Origin of the sequence: Paenibacillus sp. MER 180 (assembly GCF_023713665.1) — a bacterium.
Taxonomy (GTDB): Bacteria; Bacillota; Bacilli; order Paenibacillales; family Paenibacillaceae; genus Paenibacillus_B; species Paenibacillus_B suaedae.
Genome location: NZ_JAMAVT010000016.1, coordinates 78,926 through 98,137, shown reverse-complemented (window position 1 = coordinate 98,137; position 19,212 = coordinate 78,926). Strand labels below are relative to the sequence as shown.

Sequence of the window (19,212 nt, the reverse complement as noted above, 5' to 3'; positions counted from 1 at the left end):
AGTTTTCATCCAGGTGATAGCAACAGAATGGCGGGGTGTGTGAAATGATTGAAATTCGGAGTTTGGTTAAGGAGTATCGAAGCAAGACATCGACCGTCATCGGCGTAAATAACGTCTCTCTTCGAATCAATAGGGGAGAAATTTACGGGATTATCGGACGAAGCGGGGCGGGGAAGAGCTCATTGCTGCGCTGCATCAACCTGCTGGAGGAACCTACATCCGGGAGTATCCTCGTCGATGGCGTTGATTTGACGAAGCTGCAAGGAGAGAGCTTGCGACAGGCAAGACTGAAGATCGGCATGATTTTTCAGCACTTTCATCTTATCCGCTCCAAGACGGTATTTGAGAATATTGCATTTGCTCTGAAGGCCAACAACAAGTCGAAGGCAGAGATTGAACCGCGTGTCCTTGAATTGCTTGAAATGGTCGGCTTGGCTGACAAGCGAGATGTATATCCTGCTCAGCTCAGCGGTGGTCAGAAGCAGAGAGTAGGCATTGCCAGAGCGCTGGCGAATGAACCGCATGTGCTGCTATGCGATGAAGCAACATCTGCGCTAGATCCCGAGACGACACAGTCAATCTTGGAGCTGCTGAAGAAAATCAATCGCGAGTTGAACCTGACGATTGTATTGATTACGCACGAAATGGAAGTGGTGAAGGACATCTGTGACCGGATGGCGGTGATGCAGAACGGCAATGTGGTAGAAGAGGGGCCAGTATATAACATTTTCTCTGATCCACAGCATCCGATGACGCGCTCGTTCATCAGCAGCCTATTCCAATTCGATCTTCCAGAACGATTGATTCAGTATTGCAAGGGAACGATCGTGAAGATTCACTTCGTGGCACCGCAAGCGGAGGAAGCAATCATTACTGATGTGATGACGAACTTCAAGGTTAGAGCAAATATTTTGCATGGCAAAATTGAATACATCCATGACAACCCGCTAGGCATTCTGATCCTGGAGCTGAATGGAGAAGTATCAGAGCTGCGGCAGGCACTCGACTACATCAAAGAACGAACCTATCGATTGGAGGTCATCCATCATGCTGAGTGATTCGATCATCCAACTGCTGCCAGACTTGGGCAAGGCATTTGTCCAGACGCTCTATATGGTTGGAATTTCGCTGTTTGCTGCCATAATTCTGGGTCTTCCCATTGGAATTCTATTATTTGTAACCGATAAGGGGCTATTCCTCGAAAATGCGTTTACGAAAAATGTGCTAGGCTTCATCGTCAACATGATTCGCTCAATTCCGTTCATCATCTTGCTGGTGACGCTGCTGCCGCTGACGAAGCTCATTGTCGGCTCAACGATAGGCCCGACGGCTGCTTCGGTATCGCTCTCGATTGCGGCAATTCCGTTCTTCGCCCGCCTGGTAGAGACGGCGCTGCGCGAGATTGACAAAGGCGTCATCGAAGCGGCAATCTCCATTGGTGCAACACCGTGGATGATCATTAAGGATGTACTTCTCCCTGAAGCGAAGCCAGGCATCATTCAAGGCGTGAACATTACAGCAATCAGCCTTGTCGCTTATTCGGCAATGGCCGGTACAGTCGGTGGAGGTGGAATCGGCGATTTGGCGATTCGGTTCGGTTACTATCGCTACGACAACACTGTAATGTTTACTACGGTAATCATTCTAATCTGCTTGGTGCAGATCATTCAGTACGGCGGAGACTTTATTGCAAAGAAAGTAGATAAGCGATAATGCATTCGCTGTTGATCATTTGAAGTCAACCCTTACGAAGCAACGGAAGAATAATTTCAAGATCACGCCACCTTCTTGGTGCTGAAAAAGGGACACAGGGAACCAAACCTTTACTAAAAACATATACGGAGGTCATCAACATGAAGAAAACAGCTCTCATTCTTTCTCTTATTCTAGCAATTAGCTTGCTGGCTGGATGCGGCAGCAAAGACGCATCAACGGGTTCAGGAGACGCAAAGCAGGAAGAAAGCAAAGCAATCAAGATCGGGGCAACAGCCGGCCCTTATAGCGATATGATAACGAAGGCGATTAAGCCGATTTTGGAGAAGAAAGGCTATTCCATTGAGGTGGTCGAATTCGGTGATTATGTGCAGCCGAACCTGGCATTGTCGAATGGAGATTTGAATGCGAACCTGTTCCAGCACAAAATCTACATGGAGAACTTCGCGAAAGAAAATAAAATTGAGTTGTCCGAGCTTATTTCCGTACCGACGGCTCCAATGGGCATTTACTCGTCCAAGTTCAAATCTTTGGATGAAGTTGCTGACGGGAGTACAGTAGCGATTGCGAACGATCCGACGAACCTGGCGCGTACATTGGGATTGTTGCAAGATGCAGGACTCATTACAGTGAATAAGGACATCGATCCACTGCGTGTATCGGAGAAGGACGTGAAGGACAATCCGAAGCATCTTGTTCTACAGCCAATCGAGGCTGCTCAGCTTCCGCGCGCAGTAGACAGCGCTGACCTGTCTCTTGTTCCGGGCAACTTCGCACTTGCTGCGAAAATGAACCTGCTCGATGCTCTGAAGCTCGAAAATATGCCGGATGATTACCGCAATCGTGTCGTTGTGAATACAGCTGATTTGGACAAGCAATTCGCGAAGGACTTGAAGGAAGCTGTTGAATCCGCCGAATTCGAGAAAACAATAGATGAACAGTTCAAAGGCTTCGGCAAACCAGAGTGGATGCTGAAAAGGAAGTGACATCGATGACGAAGGAAGAGAAAGCTATCGTCGTTAGAGGTACGCCGGCAGTCTATCATTGTGAAGCGGGCATTTTGGACAAGCTAGATACATTATTGGCACCGTATCAATACAAGCGAGTGATTGTCGTGCATGGTGATCGCTCCTTGGAGGCGGCGCAGCCCTATTGGCCGAAGGAGACGAACACAACACTGTTATATCTCCGTTATCAAGGGGAATGCACATTGCAGGAAGCGCATCGGATTGCATGCTATGCCCAGGCCGAACGAGCGGATGCCATTCTTGGACTCGGCGGAGGCAAGGTAATGGACTTGGTCAAGGCAGCAGGGAATACATCGGGGCTGGATACGATTCTCGTGCCAACGCTCGCCTCGAATTGCGCAGCATGGACGCCGCTCAGCGTGTTCTATAACGAAGAAGGACAATTCACCCACTATACCGTTTTTTCGAAAAGCACACTTATGGTGCTGCTTGAACCACGCATTGCCTTGCATGCACCTGTTGATTATCTGCGTGCAGGGATTGCCGATACATTAGCAAAATGGTATGAGGCGGATGTACTCATTCGTGGTTTGAAGCATCGTTCAGCCGCTGTGCAGGTTGCGCATCTTACAGCTCGTCTATGCCAGACTGCACTTCTGGAGCATGGACGGCAGAGCATTCACGACGCAGAGCAGAAGCAGCTATCCGATGCGTTCGTAGAGGTAGCGGAGACGATCATAATGACTGGCGGCCTTGTTGGCGGCTTCGGCGATCACCTTGGTCGAATAGCAGGAGCACATTCGATCCATAATGGCCTGACCGCCGCGCCAGCGACACATCATTTGCTGCACGGAGACAAGGTCGCGTACGGCATCCTCGTTCAATTGGTGCTGGAGGATAATGTTGCGGAAGTGAAGGATTTGTTGCCGTTCTACGAAGATTTGGGCTTACCTTATCGACTAGGTGACCTTGGATTATCTGCGGAAGACCGTCCAACGTTGGAGTGCATTGCGCGGCAAGCGACTCTCCCACAGGAATCCATTCAGCTCATGAAGCCAGAAGGCGTAACCTCGGATGAGGTATATGAGGCAATCGTGAAGCTGGAGCAAATTGAATCGTGAGTAAGGAATAAAGCGCCATCTGTCCGTAAAAATGCGGCGGACGGCGCTTTATTGTCATGTAATGCGTGTTTCGCGGTATCTCGTTGTGTCTACGCATCATATATAAGTTTGCTTACGAAGCTAGCTGTCCATGTTCTTTCGGTTTGCGCTGCAATAACTGTACCCCTCCAACAATAACAGTCGTCAGTAGGATGACCGCAGTCAAGATAAGCAAGAGCGCATGAATTGAATCCGATATGGCTGGACCCCCGTTCACTAAGTTCATAATGCCAGTTACGGCATAGGTACCAGGGGAGAATTCACTGATTTTCTGATAGAAAGATGGCAGCAGCTCGCGCGGCAGCAGAGCTCCCGAGGTGATCAACTGGATCGACAGCAGTGCAATATTGACCCATGCACCGGCATCGCTGAAGATGTAAAAGGACAACTGAGCGACAAATAGAAACGTGATAACGTAAGCGAGTTGGAATAGCCACATCTTACCGAAGCCTTGTTCGGAATGAACACCCATCAGCGACACCATTCCCGTGCCAACCGTTGTAATGATCAGGGAGGCGACAATATTGAGCAGGGAGCGAGCTGTCAGGAGTGTCCATTGGCCACATTTTTGTTTGATAGCTTTGGCAGCCTTATTCATTTCCATGGTGAACTGCATGCAGCCAACGAAGGAAGCCAGCAGCAGCATCATGGGAACCATCGTCCACGAGAAGTTCGAGATGGGATGAACGTTATTCATTTCGGCTACGACGCGTGCAGACATGGATTCGGATAGGCTGCTTGCTTGCAGCTGTGGAACATGTACCTGCTCCAGTACTTGGGTCATGCCCGTACGAACCGCATGTTCATTGAGTGAAGTCGTAATTTGGCTGGAGACAGATTGCATTACACTTTTGACCATGCTTGGATTGGATTCGTTCACAGCATACGTGACGACAGCTTTCTGTGTCGGATCCGTTAGCTGCTTAGAGAAATTCCCTGAAATATGCATTACCATTTGCACCTTGCGTTCTTCAAGCTGTGTCATAGCTTGATCAAGACTCGCCTCCTCTTTCATGTGAAATGGAAGCTTCCCCATAATCGATTGCACCGCTTGCTTGCCAACCACTTGATCCTCATTCACTACGGCAATGGCTAACCGATTCACATTGTCTGTCAAATGATCGTACCCGGTTAGCCAGATCAGGCTGAACAGTACTTGAAAAGTAAGCGCAGTAATAAGGCCGATAATGACTGACGGCGACTGTAACAGGTGAAGAAAAGTGGATTTTACAGACATTTTGTTCATGAATTAACACACCTCATTATTAATATTTATTTATTAATCAATAAATACGATGCCAAAAAAAGTGCGACCTCAAAAAGGCAGCAGAAGAAAGTGATTTCACTATGTTTTATTTGGATGGCCACGGAGATAAGTTAGGCGCTTCGAGCACTTCTGACATCGTAATAATTAGACCTGAGCCGATGAACATGCTGGCTGCGAATTTGGCATTCGGAATCCCGGCTTGTTCAAAGCGCCGTATGACCGTCTGGTGTATCGCAGTGAAATGGTCGCGCACCGAATCGCGGATTGCTGGCTCTGAAGTTGTAAATGCCTGCATCGTCACGAGCATCTCATCGCGATGGGTCTCAATGAGCTTCCCGAAGGCGCGTCCCATTGTCTCTACAAACTGTTCGGGAGGAGCATCCACGCTGGAGAAGGCCTCTTCAATCTTCTCTGTGGCGCGGTCGAGAACTGCGATGAACAATTCCTCTTTGGATTTAAAAAAGTGAAACACGTATGGCTGCGTTACACCAGCTGATTTGGCTATTTTGGCGGTTGTCGTCTTGTAAAAGCCATGTTCCGCAAAGGAGGAGACAGCAGCATCAATGATTTGATCCTTGCGAGATAGAGATGGGTCTTTTGGTGACATGTTGGTTCAACACCTTGTCAGAATTTTTGTTATTTATTAATCAATAAATTAATGTATGAGGGTTTATTTGTCAAGTGTGTATTAACAAGCAAATCGAAGAAGGACGAACCTGTAGGTAAGATCCCTTTAGTAGCTCGCCCTTCCGTTCACATAGAAGCGATAGACTCTTGTTAACTCATAACGTAGTATCTACATATATTCAGCCGGTTCATTTAAATAGTACAATGTGATATTTTGTCTGTAAATAATAGTGGATTCGCTTGAAATCATCAGGCGTTAGCTCAGCCAGTGATTTACTCCGTTCCTTGCCCAATATGATGCCAATCGCTTCAGCTGCAAGGGCGGTGTTGGGCATGATGCGGGCGCTGCCATAGGCTTTGATGGTGGCTCCAATATTTTTGCCCGCGACGATGACGTTGTTGTAGGACTTGAGCAGAAAGGAACGAAGCGGGATGCCATAGCGATCAGGTTGGCCGAATCCGATTCCTTCCCGAATGCGCGTTGTACCTTGCAAGTCAAGCGAGTACCCGCCGATGCTCACATTGTCCCAGAACATGCTGCCATTCAAGACGTCGTGTTCATTCAGCACATATTTAGTCTCGAATCGGTTGTAATCCCGAATGTATAAATAATCAGGGAAGCCGTTCAGCTCTGCCTTCGAGAAACCCCAGATATGTTGACGCAGAAAATTCAAAATATACGGTGCTTCGGTCTTCGCCCTGTATAAGGCGGCTTGCACAGATGCCGGATTGGCAGGATCAACGTTATATACGAGCAGCGCGTTCATAATGGCCTCGCCATTACGCTGATAGACCGTGTTCATCCCACGGAGCATAAGTCCATTGTCGTGCGGCTTGTAGGTACGCATAATATTGCTGAATCCGGTAGCTTCGCTCCCATCCACATAGGTGTTTGGACCGTACTTTTTGATGAGGTTCTGGAGAGGGTAACTGGCAAGGACGGCTTGGTGAAGCATACTCCAATTCACGTGCTTGAACTTGAGCATCAGCGTAGCGGCCATGTAGTCTGGCTTATTGTTCTTGCCGTCGTACAGGCTCTCCATGCCTGGAATTCGCTTCTCGCCAAGCTTGCTGGTGAGGGCATTGAAGTCGGTGTTCTCCACCCAATATTTAGACTGAACCGTATAGATTTTTCCGTCTGCAGCAGTATAGGTGAGGGAGTGGATTGATTTTCCCTTTTTTTCTAGCTCAAATTGTACAGATTGAATCGCAATGCTGCTTCGGAGAGGGATGCCTTGGATGAGGTGTTCGTAATAATTCTCGAACTCCACGGGCTTGCGAATCGTGCCCTTATCGTACCCGTCGAAGAGAGGCTTAATGCTGCCTTGTACAAGGCTGTGACCATGCTTGTCGAAGGGTTCGTCGAGGAACCACATTTCCCCTTCGATGAGCTCTCCGCCTGGCTTGCTGCGGGGATCCAGGATGAGTACATTCAAGCCAAGATCATGGGCTGCCTTGGCAAGCAGAATGCCTTGAATTTCGCTGCCGATAACGACAATATCGTAGTGGCTGCATAGAGTACCGCAATGGGATTGAAAAGAGGCTTGAGCGGAAGATGCGGGGGTAATCGTGTGGGTAAAAAGAGCTGCAATCAGGATGGAAAATAAGGCGTGTATTCCCTTCTGTACGTAGTTCATGAAGGCGGGATGCCTCCTCTTCTTAAAGTGTAAAAACATGAAAAAATTACCTACGACGTCATGCTAGCACAGCCCTATATGCAGATCAATATGGTTCCTGTAGCGAAGCAGGGGAAATTTATTTTTGGAAATATTGAACTTGACTTTTCTTCCTGAATGTGTGTAACATTATTCCCATATTCATCAGGCGATGACCAAAGACATGATTTCCAGCACGAGCTGTCCAGAGAGAGAAGCGATTGGTGCAAGCTTCTTCAGTTACGGTTGTGGAATTACCCCTTTGCAGCCGTGATGTTGAACCTGAGGGTGATCATTTGGAAATGGTACTGGTACCATTGCAATCCGCTTCTCAGCAGTAAGCATCACCGACCCATCCTCGTTACCGGATGTCCAATGAAGGATCTTGCAATTGCAGCGAATGGCGGCTTATCCCGTTCCAACATGCAATGCAGGATTGAATTAGGGTGGAACCACGAGATAGAACGCACTCGTCCCTTTCGGGAGAGATGCGTTTTTTTGCGTTCTCCAGGGGCGTTCATCATTTCAGGTACGAATATGAGGAAAGGGAGGCTGAAGCATGGAGATCAAGGTAACATTTCCAGACGAATCGAACAGGGGGTATTTGCAAGGCACGACCATCGAAGAAGTTGCAGCATCGATTAGCACAAGCTTGAAGAAGCAAGCACTGGCCGGAAAAATGGACGGTACGCTCGTGGATGTTGACACAGCGATCGAGCATGACAGCCTCGTCGAGATCGTCACGGCAGATAGCAAGGATGGTCTGGCCATCATTCGTCACAGTACAGCACATCTTATGGCGCAAGCCATTCAACGCATATATGGAGCCGATACAGTCAAGCTGGGGATCGGCCCAGTCATTGAAGATGGATTCTATTACGACATCGATATCGCGCAGCCATTGTCGACAGAGGACCTAGTAGCAATTGAACAAGAAATGTCTCGCATCATTCAGGAAAACTTGCCGATTCAGCGCGAGGTGGTCAGCCGAGAAGAAGCCATTCGCTTGTTTTCGGAATTGAAGGAGCCGTTGAAGCTGGAGCTGATTCACGACCTGCCAGAGGATGCGGTCATCAGCATTTACAAGCAGGGTGAATTCGTGGATTTATGCCGAGGCCCACATGTTCCGTCCACAGGCCGCATTAAGGCCTTCAAGCTGATGAAGGTATCCGGCGCGTATTGGCGTGGGAATTCGAATAACAAAATGTTGCAGCGCGTATACGGAACTGCCTTTGCGAAGAAGGATCAACTGGAAGAATATTTGCATATGCTTGAAGAAGCGAAGAAGCGCGATCATCGCAGGCTTGGAACAGAGCTTGGACTGTTCATGTTCTCCGAGGAAGCGCCTGGTATGCCTTTCTACTTGCCGAACGGGATGACGATTCGCACAGAGCTTGAGGATTTCGCGCGAGGACTTCAACGAAGACGCGGCTATGACGAGGTGCGCACACCGCTTATGATGAACAACCGATTGTGGGAGCAGTCGGGTCACTGGGATCACTACAAGGACAATATGTATTTTACGAAAGTAGATGATACGACGTTTGCACTGAAGCCGATGAACTGCCCGGGGCATATGCTCATTTACAAAAATGGGCAGCACTCCTATCGTGAGCTTCCAATTCGACTTGGCGAGTTCGGTCAAGTACATCGGCATGAAATGTCCGGCGCCTTGAACGGTATGCTTCGGGTTCGTACGTTCTGTCAGGATGATGCTCATCTGTTCGTCCGTCCGGATCAGATCGAAGAGGAGATCGGCAAGGTTATGGCCTTAATCGATCACATCTATAAGGTGTTCGGCTTCGAGTATAAGATCGAGTTATCTACGCGGCCGGAGGATTCGATGGGCTCAGAGGAGCTGTGGAATGAGGCGGAGCAGGCATTGCAGCACGTGTTGGATAAGCGCGGCGTCGAATATCGTGTTAATGAAGGGGACGGGGCCTTCTATGGGCCGAAGATCGACTTCCACATCCTGGATGCACTCAAGCGGAGCTGGCAGTGCGGCACGATTCAGCTGGACTTCCAGATGCCGGAGAAATTCGACCTGTCCTATATCGGAGAAGATAGCCTGAAGCATCGGCCTGTTGTTATTCACCGTGCGGTGTACGGTTCGATTGATCGGTTCATTGGCATATTGACAGAGCACTATGCAGGAGCATTCCCGACATGGCTTGCGCCCGTTCAGGTGGCGGTACTGCCTGTATCGGATCTCTTCGCCGACTACGCGTATGAAGTGAAGGAATCGCTGGAACAGGCGGGTATTCGGGTACAAGTGGATGCGCGCAATGAGCGTCTAGGCTTCAAAATACGCGAAGCGCAGCATAGCAAAGTTCCTTACATGCTCATTGTAGGAGAGCAGGAGCAGGCGAGCGGAAGCGTGTCCGTCCGCAAGCGGGGCGAGGGCGATCTGGGAACGCAGCCAATTCAACAACTTGCTGAACTGATTGAAAAGGAAATAATAGCGAAGGTGTAGAATACAATCTCATGAATTCGCATTTGAAAGCGAAGGAGATGAGTAGCATGAATAATACAGGCTTGCGAACCTATACACAATTGGATGCTGACCAGCTTGAAGCACTGCACAGATTGGAAGACATTTGCAATGAACACGATCAAATCATTTTGAAGTTGAACTGGGATTCACTTCGTGCACGCACGGGTGATGTCGCTAACGACTATGTGTATATTGTAGATGGTGAAATTGTCGGATTTCTCGGCATCTATCAGTTCTGTGTCTCAGAAGTAGAGATAAGCGGGATGGTGCATCCCGACTATCGGCGTCAGGGCATATTCAGTCAGCTTGTTAAGGAAGCTCAGCAGGAGTGTAGGAGACGTCAGGTGGAGAAAATTATCTTCATTTGCGCTCGACCTTCCTTATCCGGCAAGGAATATTTGGAGAGCATCGGTTCGAAGTGCAGCTTCTCCGAATATTGGATGACACTTACTGGAGAGCATGTGCAAGATGTCGATCATCCCCCTGCAAAAATTGAATTACGTCAGGCAGAGATGGGGGATATGGCTCTTCTCACGCGATTGAACATGGACGGATTCGATATGAATGAGGAAGATGCAAGAGGGTATGTAGAGACGGCGATGCTCTCACAGCAGGATTATATTTTTATTGCAGACTGCCAGCAGGAGAACGGAGAATGGCTGCCTATCGGGAAGATTCATGTTATGCGGGAAGAAGGCAGTGCATTTCTATTCGGCTTCAGTGTTCAACCTGAGCACAGAGGCAGAGGATACGGACGCTGGATTCTTCGCAGTATTATTGAGCGCGTGAAGGATCAGCAGCCAACTGCCAAGATTGAGTTAGAAGTTGCCGTTGAGAATGAGCGGGCACTGGGGTTATACACGTCATGCGGGTTCCACGTGCGGAATGTCAATGATTATTACGTATTAGAGCTAACGTCGGAGAGAGTGGAACATGCAGCTTCCGACAATATTGTAGTCAAATAGCCAAAGTAACGGATGTTATGAAGCCGTTAAATAAGGTAAGGCGAAGAGATTCGTTAATTTGCATAAGCAGTGCAGCACAGAGTTTGAAGTGCTGTACTGCTTTTTTGTTGTCTAAAGGAAAGGTTTGGATATAAAGGACTCTGTTTACCTCAATTACTTAAGAAACTCGTAAGAATGGAGTAAGAAAAAAGAGAACTCCAGGCTGTACGATGAAAGTAAGTTAAGCAGATCACGATTTTCATACAGGAAGGATTTGATTGTACATGATCTCAACCTTGGGCAACAAAATGCTGCAATCACTGTGGATGACTTGGGAGGCTGTATTTGAATTGATCACGCCTCTTCGAAGTATATATCAGTCACAGTTCGGAATATGTAAAGTTGTTGTACGGACGCATCGAGGCACCTCCATTCGCTGTGAGGATGGAAGCTATATTCATAAAGGCGACTATGTATGCGAGATTCATCTTGATAATCGGGAGGTGCTGGAGCTGTCTCGCTCCATTGGTGCGGATCGGGCTGCACTTGTTACGGCGCGCAGGCTGCGTGATGCATTGAAGCAGGTCGGCCATGCTGTGAATACGAATCCGGAATTGGCTAAGGTAAAGGCGCTGACTGGGATAACACTGCTTCATCGCGGCATCACTTATGGATTAGGCTTCGAGCTGCATCCTCTGGAGACGAAGTGGATGCAGCGAGTATCCACCATATATCTGCGCTTGCTGCTCCGTATGCTGAATCCAGAGGGAGCCAAGCGCCTGAAGCAGCAGCGATCGAAGCTGGTGCCGAAGATGCTGTTGATGTCACGTTCAGCACTTGTGAATCGATATGTAAACGGGGAGAAGGGATAAGAACATGGATAACCTTATCGCAGGAATATTAATTGCACTAATCGCTATTTATATGGGGCTTCCCTTTTTATTAACACGAATCTGCGGATGGGGTGTATTTCGCAAGGCGGGACGGAAGCGGGCACATCGTCATGTCGCGTTTACGTTTGATGATGGACCAGACCCGGATTACACGCCAGTGCTGCTTGATTTATTGCGTGAGCGGGGCGTGAAGGCTACCTTTTTTGTTCTGGGCAGCAAGGCAGAGAAGTATCCCGAGCTTGTGAAACGCATGCATGAGGAAGGCCATCAGATTGGCATTCACAATTATACGCATATGCCGAATTGGGTCATGACACCCCGGAACATCAGGCGCGAGCATGTGGAACGTTCTGCGGACATCATTGAACGCATTACAGGAGAGCGGCCGACCTTCTATCGTCCTCCATGGGGGATACTGAATTTAGGAGATCTGTTTCTGCTGCGCAAATCGTATCGGCTCGTATTATGGTCGATTATTGCGCGGGATTGGAAGCTGGATACGGGGGAACGCAACTTGCGCAAGCTGCTGTCTGAGCGTATTGAGCCAGGTGCAGTTATCGTACTCCATGACAGTGGGGATACGTTCGGCGCTGATAAGGAAGCCCCTGGACAAATGTTAACGGTGCTGCGCGATATATTGCACGAGGCCGAACGTAGAGGGCTAAAATGCGTACGCACGGATGAATTGATCAGGCTGGAGCATGCGTAGTAAATAGGGAAGGTATTGAGAATATAGTATTATTCTTAATACTTCAGCCTGAGAGAACTCATTGGTCATACGGTATACGTGTCAGGCGTTAAACGCCTCGGTAATGTCCTCGTACCAAGCAGGCTTTTCTATTTGGATTCGGCTTTGTTCAGAGGCATTGAGATTTAATTGGGTAAGGTGTATCCCGTAAAGCTTGCTGTTAAAGTCTGTGTTAAAGTAGTAGCTGCGATTGGTATGATCGCGGTATACACACCACTGTGTCCAATCGTATATGGTGCTGGAGCCCTTCTTATAGACCGTTCCGCTAGGGACCGTGAGTGTTTGCAAGAGCTGTCTAGCTAACCCGATGCTTTCCTTCGTGTTGGCAGGACGAAAAGTCGTTTTCTGCAGGAATACAGATCGAGCAAAGCGGGATTGGGGGGTCGGATCGCCTGGAATTCCAAGCTGTCCGCTGCCGTAGAGGTCGCTTCCACAGCTGGTTTGCGCATTGTTTTCCAGGCTTAAGTGCTGATATAGCTCTTGATTGGCAAGATGCCAAGGATATGTAGGCTCATTCGTCAACACGCCCAGTTTGCTCGGGTAAATTTTCATCTCCCCCTCAGTGAACTCTACGATTAAATGATTGCCTGATGCATCACTAATAATATAATGCAGTAGCGCATAGGCGGACGGATATAGTTCTGAAATATTAATGACGTTCAAATCAGCTAAAGCAGCCTTTACCTCATGGGTATTTTTGTAATTCCCCAATAGATACGGAACAAAATTGGAGTTATAAAGGAGGGGGGTACCTGGTCGAGGCATGGGATATTTGCTGCAGGACAACCACAGCCCGGCAACGGAAAGTCCATGCTCGTTCAAGCCGTCGGAGTAAAAGATGAAGTCTTCAATCAGATCGCCTGCTCCAACAAACCCGTATTTGTTTTTCCATTTCATTTCGTTTCCAGGAAGATTGGCTTCAGGAAAAGGCTGCCCGCGAGGTACAAAATTGACGATGGAATTGAGTTTCAATGTCCAGTCCATTGTTCTTGCAGAGACGATGCCGCCATTCTTCGACTTTCGCGGTATCGATATATTTGTGCACATTCCAATTCCTCCTTTTCATTTTCTTAAATCGGCGTACTTTTATATCTTATTAGCGGCACACAAAAAGAATCCGCCTATTTCCGGCGGACTCCTCCATAATGTTCGACAATTGGAACGACAACGATATTCATGGTATGACAGAAAGGCAAGCGACGCTCGGGTGACTCGATCCTGCTGCCGAGAGAACAGTTCCGGAAGCAAGTCCTCTCGCGGCATGACATACATTCTCCGCATGGGTAATGGCAGAGATAACAGCGATCCCGTCTGCACCAGCTCGAATTACATGTGGCGCACGCTCTGCCGTAATGCCGCCAATGCCTACGATCGGCAGTGATGTTATCTCTGTTAGTCGCTGAATGATTGCAGTGCCTTGCGGCTCAAGAGCATCCTCTTTGGAAGCAGTCGAATAAATCGGCCCAACGCCGAGATAATCGGCGCCTTGTTCCTCAGCCAGCAGAGCCTCTGCTGCCGAATGAACGGACACGCCGAGTATTTTATTGCCGATGCGATCCCTGACTTGCGCCGCTGGCTCGTCGTTCTGGCCGACATGAACCCCGTCCGCATTCAAGGCAAGCGCCAGCTCTACATCATCGTTCACGAGGAAGGGGATGCTGTGTCTTCTGCATACCGACTGAATGCGCATTGCGAGTTCTTTCTTAGCTGTTGTCTTCAGCGCGTTTGCGCCTTTTTCCCGAAACTGTATCATCGTAGCCCCTCCGCGAATGGCTTCCTCGACAATCGATCCAGGGTCTGCCTTGCAATTGGCGCTGCCGAGCACAAGGTACAGCCGCAAATAGGAACGCATGCGGGCATCTGCTACGCGACTCTCTACACTTGTCATCTGACCACCTCATCCATCTGCCGCCGCCGATATGCCCAGTGGTTTGTCGGGCCGTTGCCGCCCCCAAGCCCGAATGTCTCCTCAATTGCTGCCTGAATATAATGCCGCGCAGTACGAACCGCTTCATTGGGAGCAGTGCCCTTCGCAAGTTCTGCCGTAATCGCTGCCGAGTAAGTGCAGCCCGTGCCATGAGTATGCTTGGTCATGATTCTGCGGCCTTCCAGCAGTGTGAAGCGGGCTCCGTCATAGAACAGGTCAACAGCCAGCTCGGTCGGCATGTCGTGGCCTCCCTTGATGATGACCATTTTGGCGCCGTAATCAGCAATTCTTATCGCAGCCTTGCACCGATCTTGCAGGGTGACAATCTTCATTCCTGCAAGCGCTTCTGCTTCCGGGATGTTAGGCGTGACAATCAGCGCAAGCGGCAGCAGGCGATTCTTCATCGCCTCTATGGCATCTTGCTGCAGCAGCTCTGCGCCTCCCTTGGCTATCATGACCGGGTCGACGACAACGTTGTTCAAACCGAATGCTTCAATGCGATTCGCCACTGTCTCAATAATGTCTGCGCTGAACAGCATGCCTGTTTTGACAGCATCGACCCCAATATCTTCTACGACGGCATTTATCTGTTTAGCAACGGCTTCAGGAGATAGCGGATATACGCCGTGAACACCAAGCGTGTTCTGTACCGTCACAGCCGTAATCGCTGACATGCCGAATACGTTCAGCTCTTGGAAGGTCTTGATGTCAGCTTGAATGCCGGCGCCGCCACCGCTATCGGAACCGGCAATCGTCAATGCTCGTGCGACCATCATAGCCATACCTTCCTTCTAGCGGAGGCTTGGCGAGGGGTGATCGTTGAAGCTGCTGTATCGAATTGGTCGGTCTCTGCCAAGGCATCAAGAAATGCAGTTTGGAAGCTACCAGGACCTCGGTGGCCGGCTGTTCGATAGGCATGGGCGGCTGCGCCCCCATAATAAGACATCGCTGCGGCTCCTGCCAGCAATAAATCAGATTCTACCGCAGCGAATGCGCCGATGACCGATGTCAGCAGGCACCCGCTTCCTGTAATGTTCGTCAACATCGGATGACCGCCATTAATGATATAGCCGGTTGTGCCGTCCGTAATAACATCCTCTTTTCCTGAAATAGCAACGATGGTGCCGAATCGTTCGGCTGCCCGCGCAGCAAGATCGAACAACGCTTCAGGGGAGCGAAGGGAGCTTTCAGACTCCACGCAATCCACGCCCTTGATCTCGCCAGCCTCCCCCATAAGCTGGGCAATTTCCGCGGCATTGCCGCGCATAATCGAGATGCGCAATTCCTTTAGCATCTTCACCGACACCTTTGTCCGATACGGCGTTGCGCCTGCGCCTACTGGATCGAGAATAACGGGAATGCCATGTACATTCGCCGACCGTCCTGCAATTAGCATAGCTTCTATCATGTCAGTATCGAGCGTGCCAAGGTTCAATACGAGCGCATCTGCTGCCTTGGCCATGTCCGCTACCTCTTCCTTGGCTGAAGCCATCACAGGGGAGGCGCCAATGGCTAGCAGACCGTTAGCGGTAAAGTTGGCGACGACGATATTCGTCATATTGTGGATGAGGGGGCGCCGTTCCTTAATACGTTGGGGGAAGAACTGCATATCGATCATCCTTGTTTCACCTCTGTCTTCTCCGCCAAGCGTACCGGCCAGTCTTCTACTTGATAAGCCATGTCCCAAAACATATATTCCAGCTGGCAGCTAGTCAGAAAATGCTTCTTCAGCTGCTGCTTGCGTGCTTGCGACAGCGATTCTGCCCATTCATCCAGCATTCGGCGCATTTTGTCCGTAACTCCGCCGCCGAGGTCTCCATAGAAATGAATCCACTCATAGAACGGATGGGTCTCATCTGGATTCACTTCTTTTAGCAGACGTTGTCCGATCTCCGTATATGTCCATGGGCACGGCAGCAAAGCCGCAATAATATCTTCTAGGGTTCCTTCGTGGGCCACGGTAAGCATATGGGACACATAATGGCTCGCAGAAGGGGCGAGCGGGTAGCCTTGCAGTTCTTCGAACGTTACGCCTGCCACGTTACAAAAATTATGATGGGGGTGTATCTCGCTATTCAGCACAAACGAGATTTGCTCGTTGAAAAGAGCCATTGTCTCTCGGCTGTTACATTTGGAAATCGCAATGCCGTAAATCCGAATAAAGGCATTCAAATATTCAAAATCCTGCTTTACGTAGTGAATCAACTGTTCTTTCTTGACAGTACCTTCAGCAATTCCCCGAACGAATGGATGATCCATAATGGCATCGTATATCGGCTCTGCTTCGTGTCTCAGTTCCTCCGTAAATGTAAGCATGAACAGCACCTCCGCATGATTGGATAGATGATGAATGCATGCTGAAATCTGGTCAAGGAGCACTTCGCGGCAGCCAAAAAAAGCCGCCCCGAAATGGAGCGGCTTCATCATGTCCATACAAAAAGACCATGAGGCCGGCTCCACTTCCCTCCGCCGGTATTACCCGGATCAGGTTCAAAGGGTCCAAGAATTCTTGTCTCAGCCGCCTATGCGGCTCCCCTAGTGGATTTCACGTCATATTCATCTTACGAACTACTTTAGCATTGATGGAGATAATTGTAAAACGTTAGTTTTCTGAACCATTCGGTCAAAACGATAATTTGTTAGTGCTTGGAGTGAAGATTCGTATTGCAATTGACGCTGCGACAACTGATACAATAACCTCATAAGGCGCCTTATGATACGTCAAGTGATAGAGGTTGATGATAGTGATGAGCAACATGATAGGAATCGACAAATTATCGCAGGAAATCGGTGTGACGAGCCGAACCCTGCGCCATTGGGAGTCGCAAGGGTTGTTTGCGAGTCAACGCGATACCAGTTCTGGCTGGAGGATGTATGATGAACAGACCGTGCTTGCAATCCGCATTACAGCCTGGTTAAGAGGGTTCGATATTGGGATTAGAGAGATTAAAGTGGTGCTGGCGGATATGACGTTCCGAACCGCACATCAGGTAATGACTCAGTATGCACACGAGATGATTGAGCACAAGAATGAGTGCATAACGAAGGAACTAACATTGAAGAAATGGTTGGAGCAGTTGCACAAGTACCTCAATGAACCGATTACGGCTCAATTGCTGCTGCAATTATGTCATGAACCGTTCCTACATTCAAATATGAAACATGAGGTGACAATGCCGATGAGTAATCAGTGGAGTTATTCTCCAGCATCGATCAAATTCGTAACCCTTCCACCAATGAGAATGGCTTGCCATGTTGTCGTAAGCGCATCACCAGAAGAAGAAGCGATCGAATCATTAGTGGACTGGCTCGTGCAAGCTGAACTGCAAGGAACGGCACGGCTATTTGGAAAAAATGAAGAACCACTCCCTGACGTTGAATCGAACGTTTACGGTTATGGTGCATATGCCTCCATTCCAGAAAATATCGATATACCAAGTCATTTGGCGGAGGCTAGGTTCTCCGGCGGGGTGTATGCCATGATGGAGAGTACAGATGATATTACGGGATCGTGGCAATTATTGATGGAGAAATTGAACGAGCATCCTGATTACGAGCCTGATTCGGAGGCAAGATTCTGTTTGGAGGAGCACATACGAAATGCCAACCCAGCAGGAAGCAGCAACGCTTATTGGCTGCAGTTATTCGAACCGGTTCGAAAGAAAATAAAATAATAAACATGAAATCCCCGGTGCAGTCGTTGCGCCGGGGATTGCTTTTCATGGGATAGGAGAGAGGGCAGCTCGCTTTGCGGTTTCTTTATTAAGAAGTCGAAGTTACGAGCGGTCGCATGATGCGTTTGCGTTGATGGAATGTGGCAATTTCGGCTAGACCGCGCTGCTGAAGCATAAGGGTATTGTCCGCCACGTATTTGCCGACGTCGTCTGGAAAGTGAGAATCCGATGACAGGGTAAAGGGGACATCATGTCGAAGCAGAACATCGATAAAGGAGGAACTCGGACACATCTCCTTGACCGGGTAGCGGTAGAACAGTCCTGCATTTACCTCTGTAGCTGTATTTGTCCGTTTTAATGCTTGTGCGATTCGCTCGTAGTACGGGAGATGCAGCTCCTCAGCTGGGCGATAATTAAATACTTTCAAATTGTCCAAATGGGCGGCAATATCGAACAGACCGCTGTTAATCATTCGTTCGACATCATCGAAAAAGCGTCCGTACAGTTCACACAGATCAACCTGATCGAAGCGGAACTGAGTCTCGGGATTATCGAATCCCCATCCATCCACATAGTGAATCGACCCGATCACGTAGTCCCAATCCGCCATTGCAATGAATGATTCCAAGTCCTTCTCTCCACCTGCAAAATAATCCGCCTCTAATCCAAGACGTAGCTCGACTCCCCGCTCGGCCCATCTGGGCTTTGCGGTCTGAATGGCAGCTGCGAAATCCTCCATCCGCTCGGTGCATACTTGATGCAGCCATGTATGCTGAAGGCGGCCTAGCGGGGAGTCTCCGATATCGAGATGACGTTCGAAGTAGGGGAGCGTCTCTTGAAACCGATAGAGATGATCTACGATTCCGACCTCCCGCAGTCCTTTGCGCAGCGCTTCTTGCAAATAGAGATCGAGCCATGATTCGTCATAAGCTCCTCGCTGCAGTCTTGTATGCATACGCGCATAACTCGCTTCGAGCCATGCACGGGAATGGCGTGGTTCAACAATTGGATGGAAGTGATCGAATGCTTGATTCGTACGATCAAGCCAGCGGAACGAATAAGGGCCTTCCTCCAAATGCATATGGTAGTCTACATAATACAGCATAATGATCGCATCCCATCCTATGTCATAGTGGCTCATT

At 49.1% G+C, this 19,212-nt stretch carries 18 protein-coding genes and 1 riboswitch; of the genes, 9 read left to right on the top strand and 9 right to left on the bottom strand.

The window, feature by feature from the left end; translation table 11 throughout:
* The first annotated feature begins 44 nt into the window (after positions 1-44).
* The 4 genes from M3661_RS22940 (at position 45) to M3661_RS22925 (ending at position 3,802) form a co-directional block, all read left to right on the top strand.
* Positions 45-1,058, top strand: a complete 1,014-nt coding sequence (locus M3661_RS22940) for a methionine ABC transporter ATP-binding protein (protein ID WP_251488933.1) — start codon at positions 45-47, stop codon at positions 1,056-1,058.
* Entirely contained in the window at positions 1,048-1,713 is a 666-nt protein-coding gene (locus M3661_RS22935; RefSeq protein WP_072727524.1) for a methionine ABC transporter permease, read from the top strand. Before M3661_RS22940 ends, M3661_RS22935 begins: the two co-directional genes overlap by 11 nt.
* A gap of 140 nt (positions 1,714-1,853) precedes the next feature.
* Positions 1,854-2,699, top strand: coding sequence for a MetQ/NlpA family ABC transporter substrate-binding protein (locus M3661_RS22930; protein WP_251488929.1), 846 nt, complete (start codon positions 1,854-1,856; stop codon positions 2,697-2,699).
* A 5-nt stretch (positions 2,700-2,704) separates the two neighbouring features.
* Positions 2,705-3,802, top strand: a complete 1,098-nt coding sequence (locus M3661_RS22925) for an iron-containing alcohol dehydrogenase family protein (RefSeq protein WP_251488926.1) — start codon at positions 2,705-2,707, stop codon at positions 3,800-3,802.
* Positions 3,803-3,914: 112 nt separating this feature from the next.
* Here the strand turns inward: M3661_RS22925 and M3661_RS22920 are convergent, their stop codons facing one another.
* The 3 genes from M3661_RS22920 to M3661_RS22910 form a co-directional block, all read right to left on the bottom strand.
* Positions 3,915-5,087 carry a YhgE/Pip domain-containing protein gene (locus M3661_RS22920; protein ID WP_251488923.1) on the bottom strand — a complete coding sequence of 391 codons (1,173 nt, stop codon included), beginning with the start codon at positions 5,085-5,087 and terminating at the stop codon, positions 3,915-3,917.
* Positions 5,088-5,193: 106 nt separating this feature from the next.
* The gene (locus M3661_RS22915; protein ID WP_251488921.1) at positions 5,194-5,715 is read right to left on the bottom strand and encodes a TetR/AcrR family transcriptional regulator; all 522 of its coding nucleotides are present in this window, start codon (positions 5,713-5,715) and stop codon (positions 5,194-5,196) included.
* Between the two features lie 208 nt (positions 5,716-5,923).
* Positions 5,924-7,372 (bottom strand): FAD-dependent oxidoreductase, encoded by a 1,449-nt coding sequence (locus tag M3661_RS22910; protein WP_251488919.1) that lies wholly within the window; start codon positions 7,370-7,372, stop codon positions 5,924-5,926.
* 577 nt (positions 7,373-7,949) lie between these two features.
* Between M3661_RS22910 and thrS the strand changes: the two genes are divergently transcribed.
* From thrS to M3661_RS22890, 4 genes are all read left to right on the top strand, one after another.
* Positions 7,950-9,863 (top strand): threonine--tRNA ligase, encoded by a 1,914-nt coding sequence (gene thrS, locus M3661_RS22905; protein WP_251488917.1) that lies wholly within the window; start codon positions 7,950-7,952, stop codon positions 9,861-9,863.
* A gap of 47 nt (positions 9,864-9,910) precedes the next feature.
* Positions 9,911-10,849, top strand: coding sequence for a GNAT family N-acetyltransferase (locus M3661_RS22900; protein ID WP_251488915.1), 939 nt, complete (start codon positions 9,911-9,913; stop codon positions 10,847-10,849).
* 263 nt (positions 10,850-11,112) lie between these two features.
* On the top strand, positions 11,113-11,700 hold the full coding sequence (locus tag M3661_RS22895; RefSeq protein ID WP_251488913.1) for a YkoP family protein: 588 nt from the start codon (positions 11,113-11,115) through the stop codon (positions 11,698-11,700).
* A gap of 4 nt (positions 11,701-11,704) precedes the next feature.
* Entirely contained in the window at positions 11,705-12,430 is a 726-nt protein-coding gene (locus M3661_RS22890; RefSeq protein ID WP_251488911.1) for a polysaccharide deacetylase family protein, read from the top strand.
* An 81-nt stretch (positions 12,431-12,511) separates the two neighbouring features.
* Here M3661_RS22890 and M3661_RS22885 read toward each other — a convergent pair whose 3' ends face one another.
* The 5 genes from M3661_RS22885 to tenA form a co-directional block, all read right to left on the bottom strand.
* Positions 12,512-13,516, bottom strand: a complete 1,005-nt coding sequence (locus M3661_RS22885; protein WP_251488908.1) for a linear amide C-N hydrolase — start codon at positions 13,514-13,516, stop codon at positions 12,512-12,514.
* A gap of 127 nt (positions 13,517-13,643) precedes the next feature.
* Positions 13,644-14,357 carry a thiamine phosphate synthase gene (thiE, locus tag M3661_RS22880; RefSeq protein ID WP_251488905.1) on the bottom strand — a complete coding sequence of 238 codons (714 nt, stop codon included), beginning with the start codon at positions 14,355-14,357 and terminating at the stop codon, positions 13,644-13,646.
* Positions 14,354-15,169 carry a bifunctional hydroxymethylpyrimidine kinase/phosphomethylpyrimidine kinase gene (thiD, locus tag M3661_RS22875; protein ID WP_251488965.1) on the bottom strand — a complete coding sequence of 272 codons (816 nt, stop codon included), beginning with the start codon at positions 15,167-15,169 and terminating at the stop codon, positions 14,354-14,356. The genes thiE and thiD overlap by 4 nt, the downstream gene beginning before the upstream one ends.
* A complete protein-coding gene (thiM, locus tag M3661_RS22870) occupies positions 15,169-16,014 on the bottom strand; it encodes a hydroxyethylthiazole kinase (RefSeq protein WP_251488902.1) in 846 nt (281 codons plus the stop codon). The genes thiD and thiM overlap by 1 nt, the downstream gene beginning before the upstream one ends.
* The gene (gene tenA / locus M3661_RS22865; RefSeq protein ID WP_036591583.1) at positions 16,011-16,712 is read right to left on the bottom strand and encodes a thiaminase II; all 702 of its coding nucleotides are present in this window, start codon (positions 16,710-16,712) and stop codon (positions 16,011-16,013) included. Before tenA ends, thiM begins: the two co-directional genes overlap by 4 nt.
* Positions 16,713-16,840: 128 nt before the next feature.
* A riboswitch (TPP riboswitch) is annotated at positions 16,841-16,943 on the bottom strand.
* A gap of 200 nt (positions 16,944-17,143) precedes the next feature.
* On the opposite strand from tenA, the gene M3661_RS22860 reads away from it, so the two are divergent.
* Positions 17,144-18,070 (top strand): MerR family transcriptional regulator, encoded by a 927-nt coding sequence (locus M3661_RS22860; RefSeq protein ID WP_251488899.1) that lies wholly within the window; start codon positions 17,144-17,146, stop codon positions 18,068-18,070.
* 88 nt (positions 18,071-18,158) lie between these two features.
* Here M3661_RS22860 and M3661_RS22855 read toward each other — a convergent pair whose 3' ends face one another.
* Positions 18,159-19,175 carry a histidinol phosphate phosphatase domain-containing protein gene (locus M3661_RS22855; RefSeq protein ID WP_251488896.1) on the bottom strand — a complete coding sequence of 339 codons (1,017 nt, stop codon included), beginning with the start codon at positions 19,173-19,175 and terminating at the stop codon, positions 18,159-18,161.
* Between the last annotated feature and the right edge of the window lie 37 nt (positions 19,176-19,212).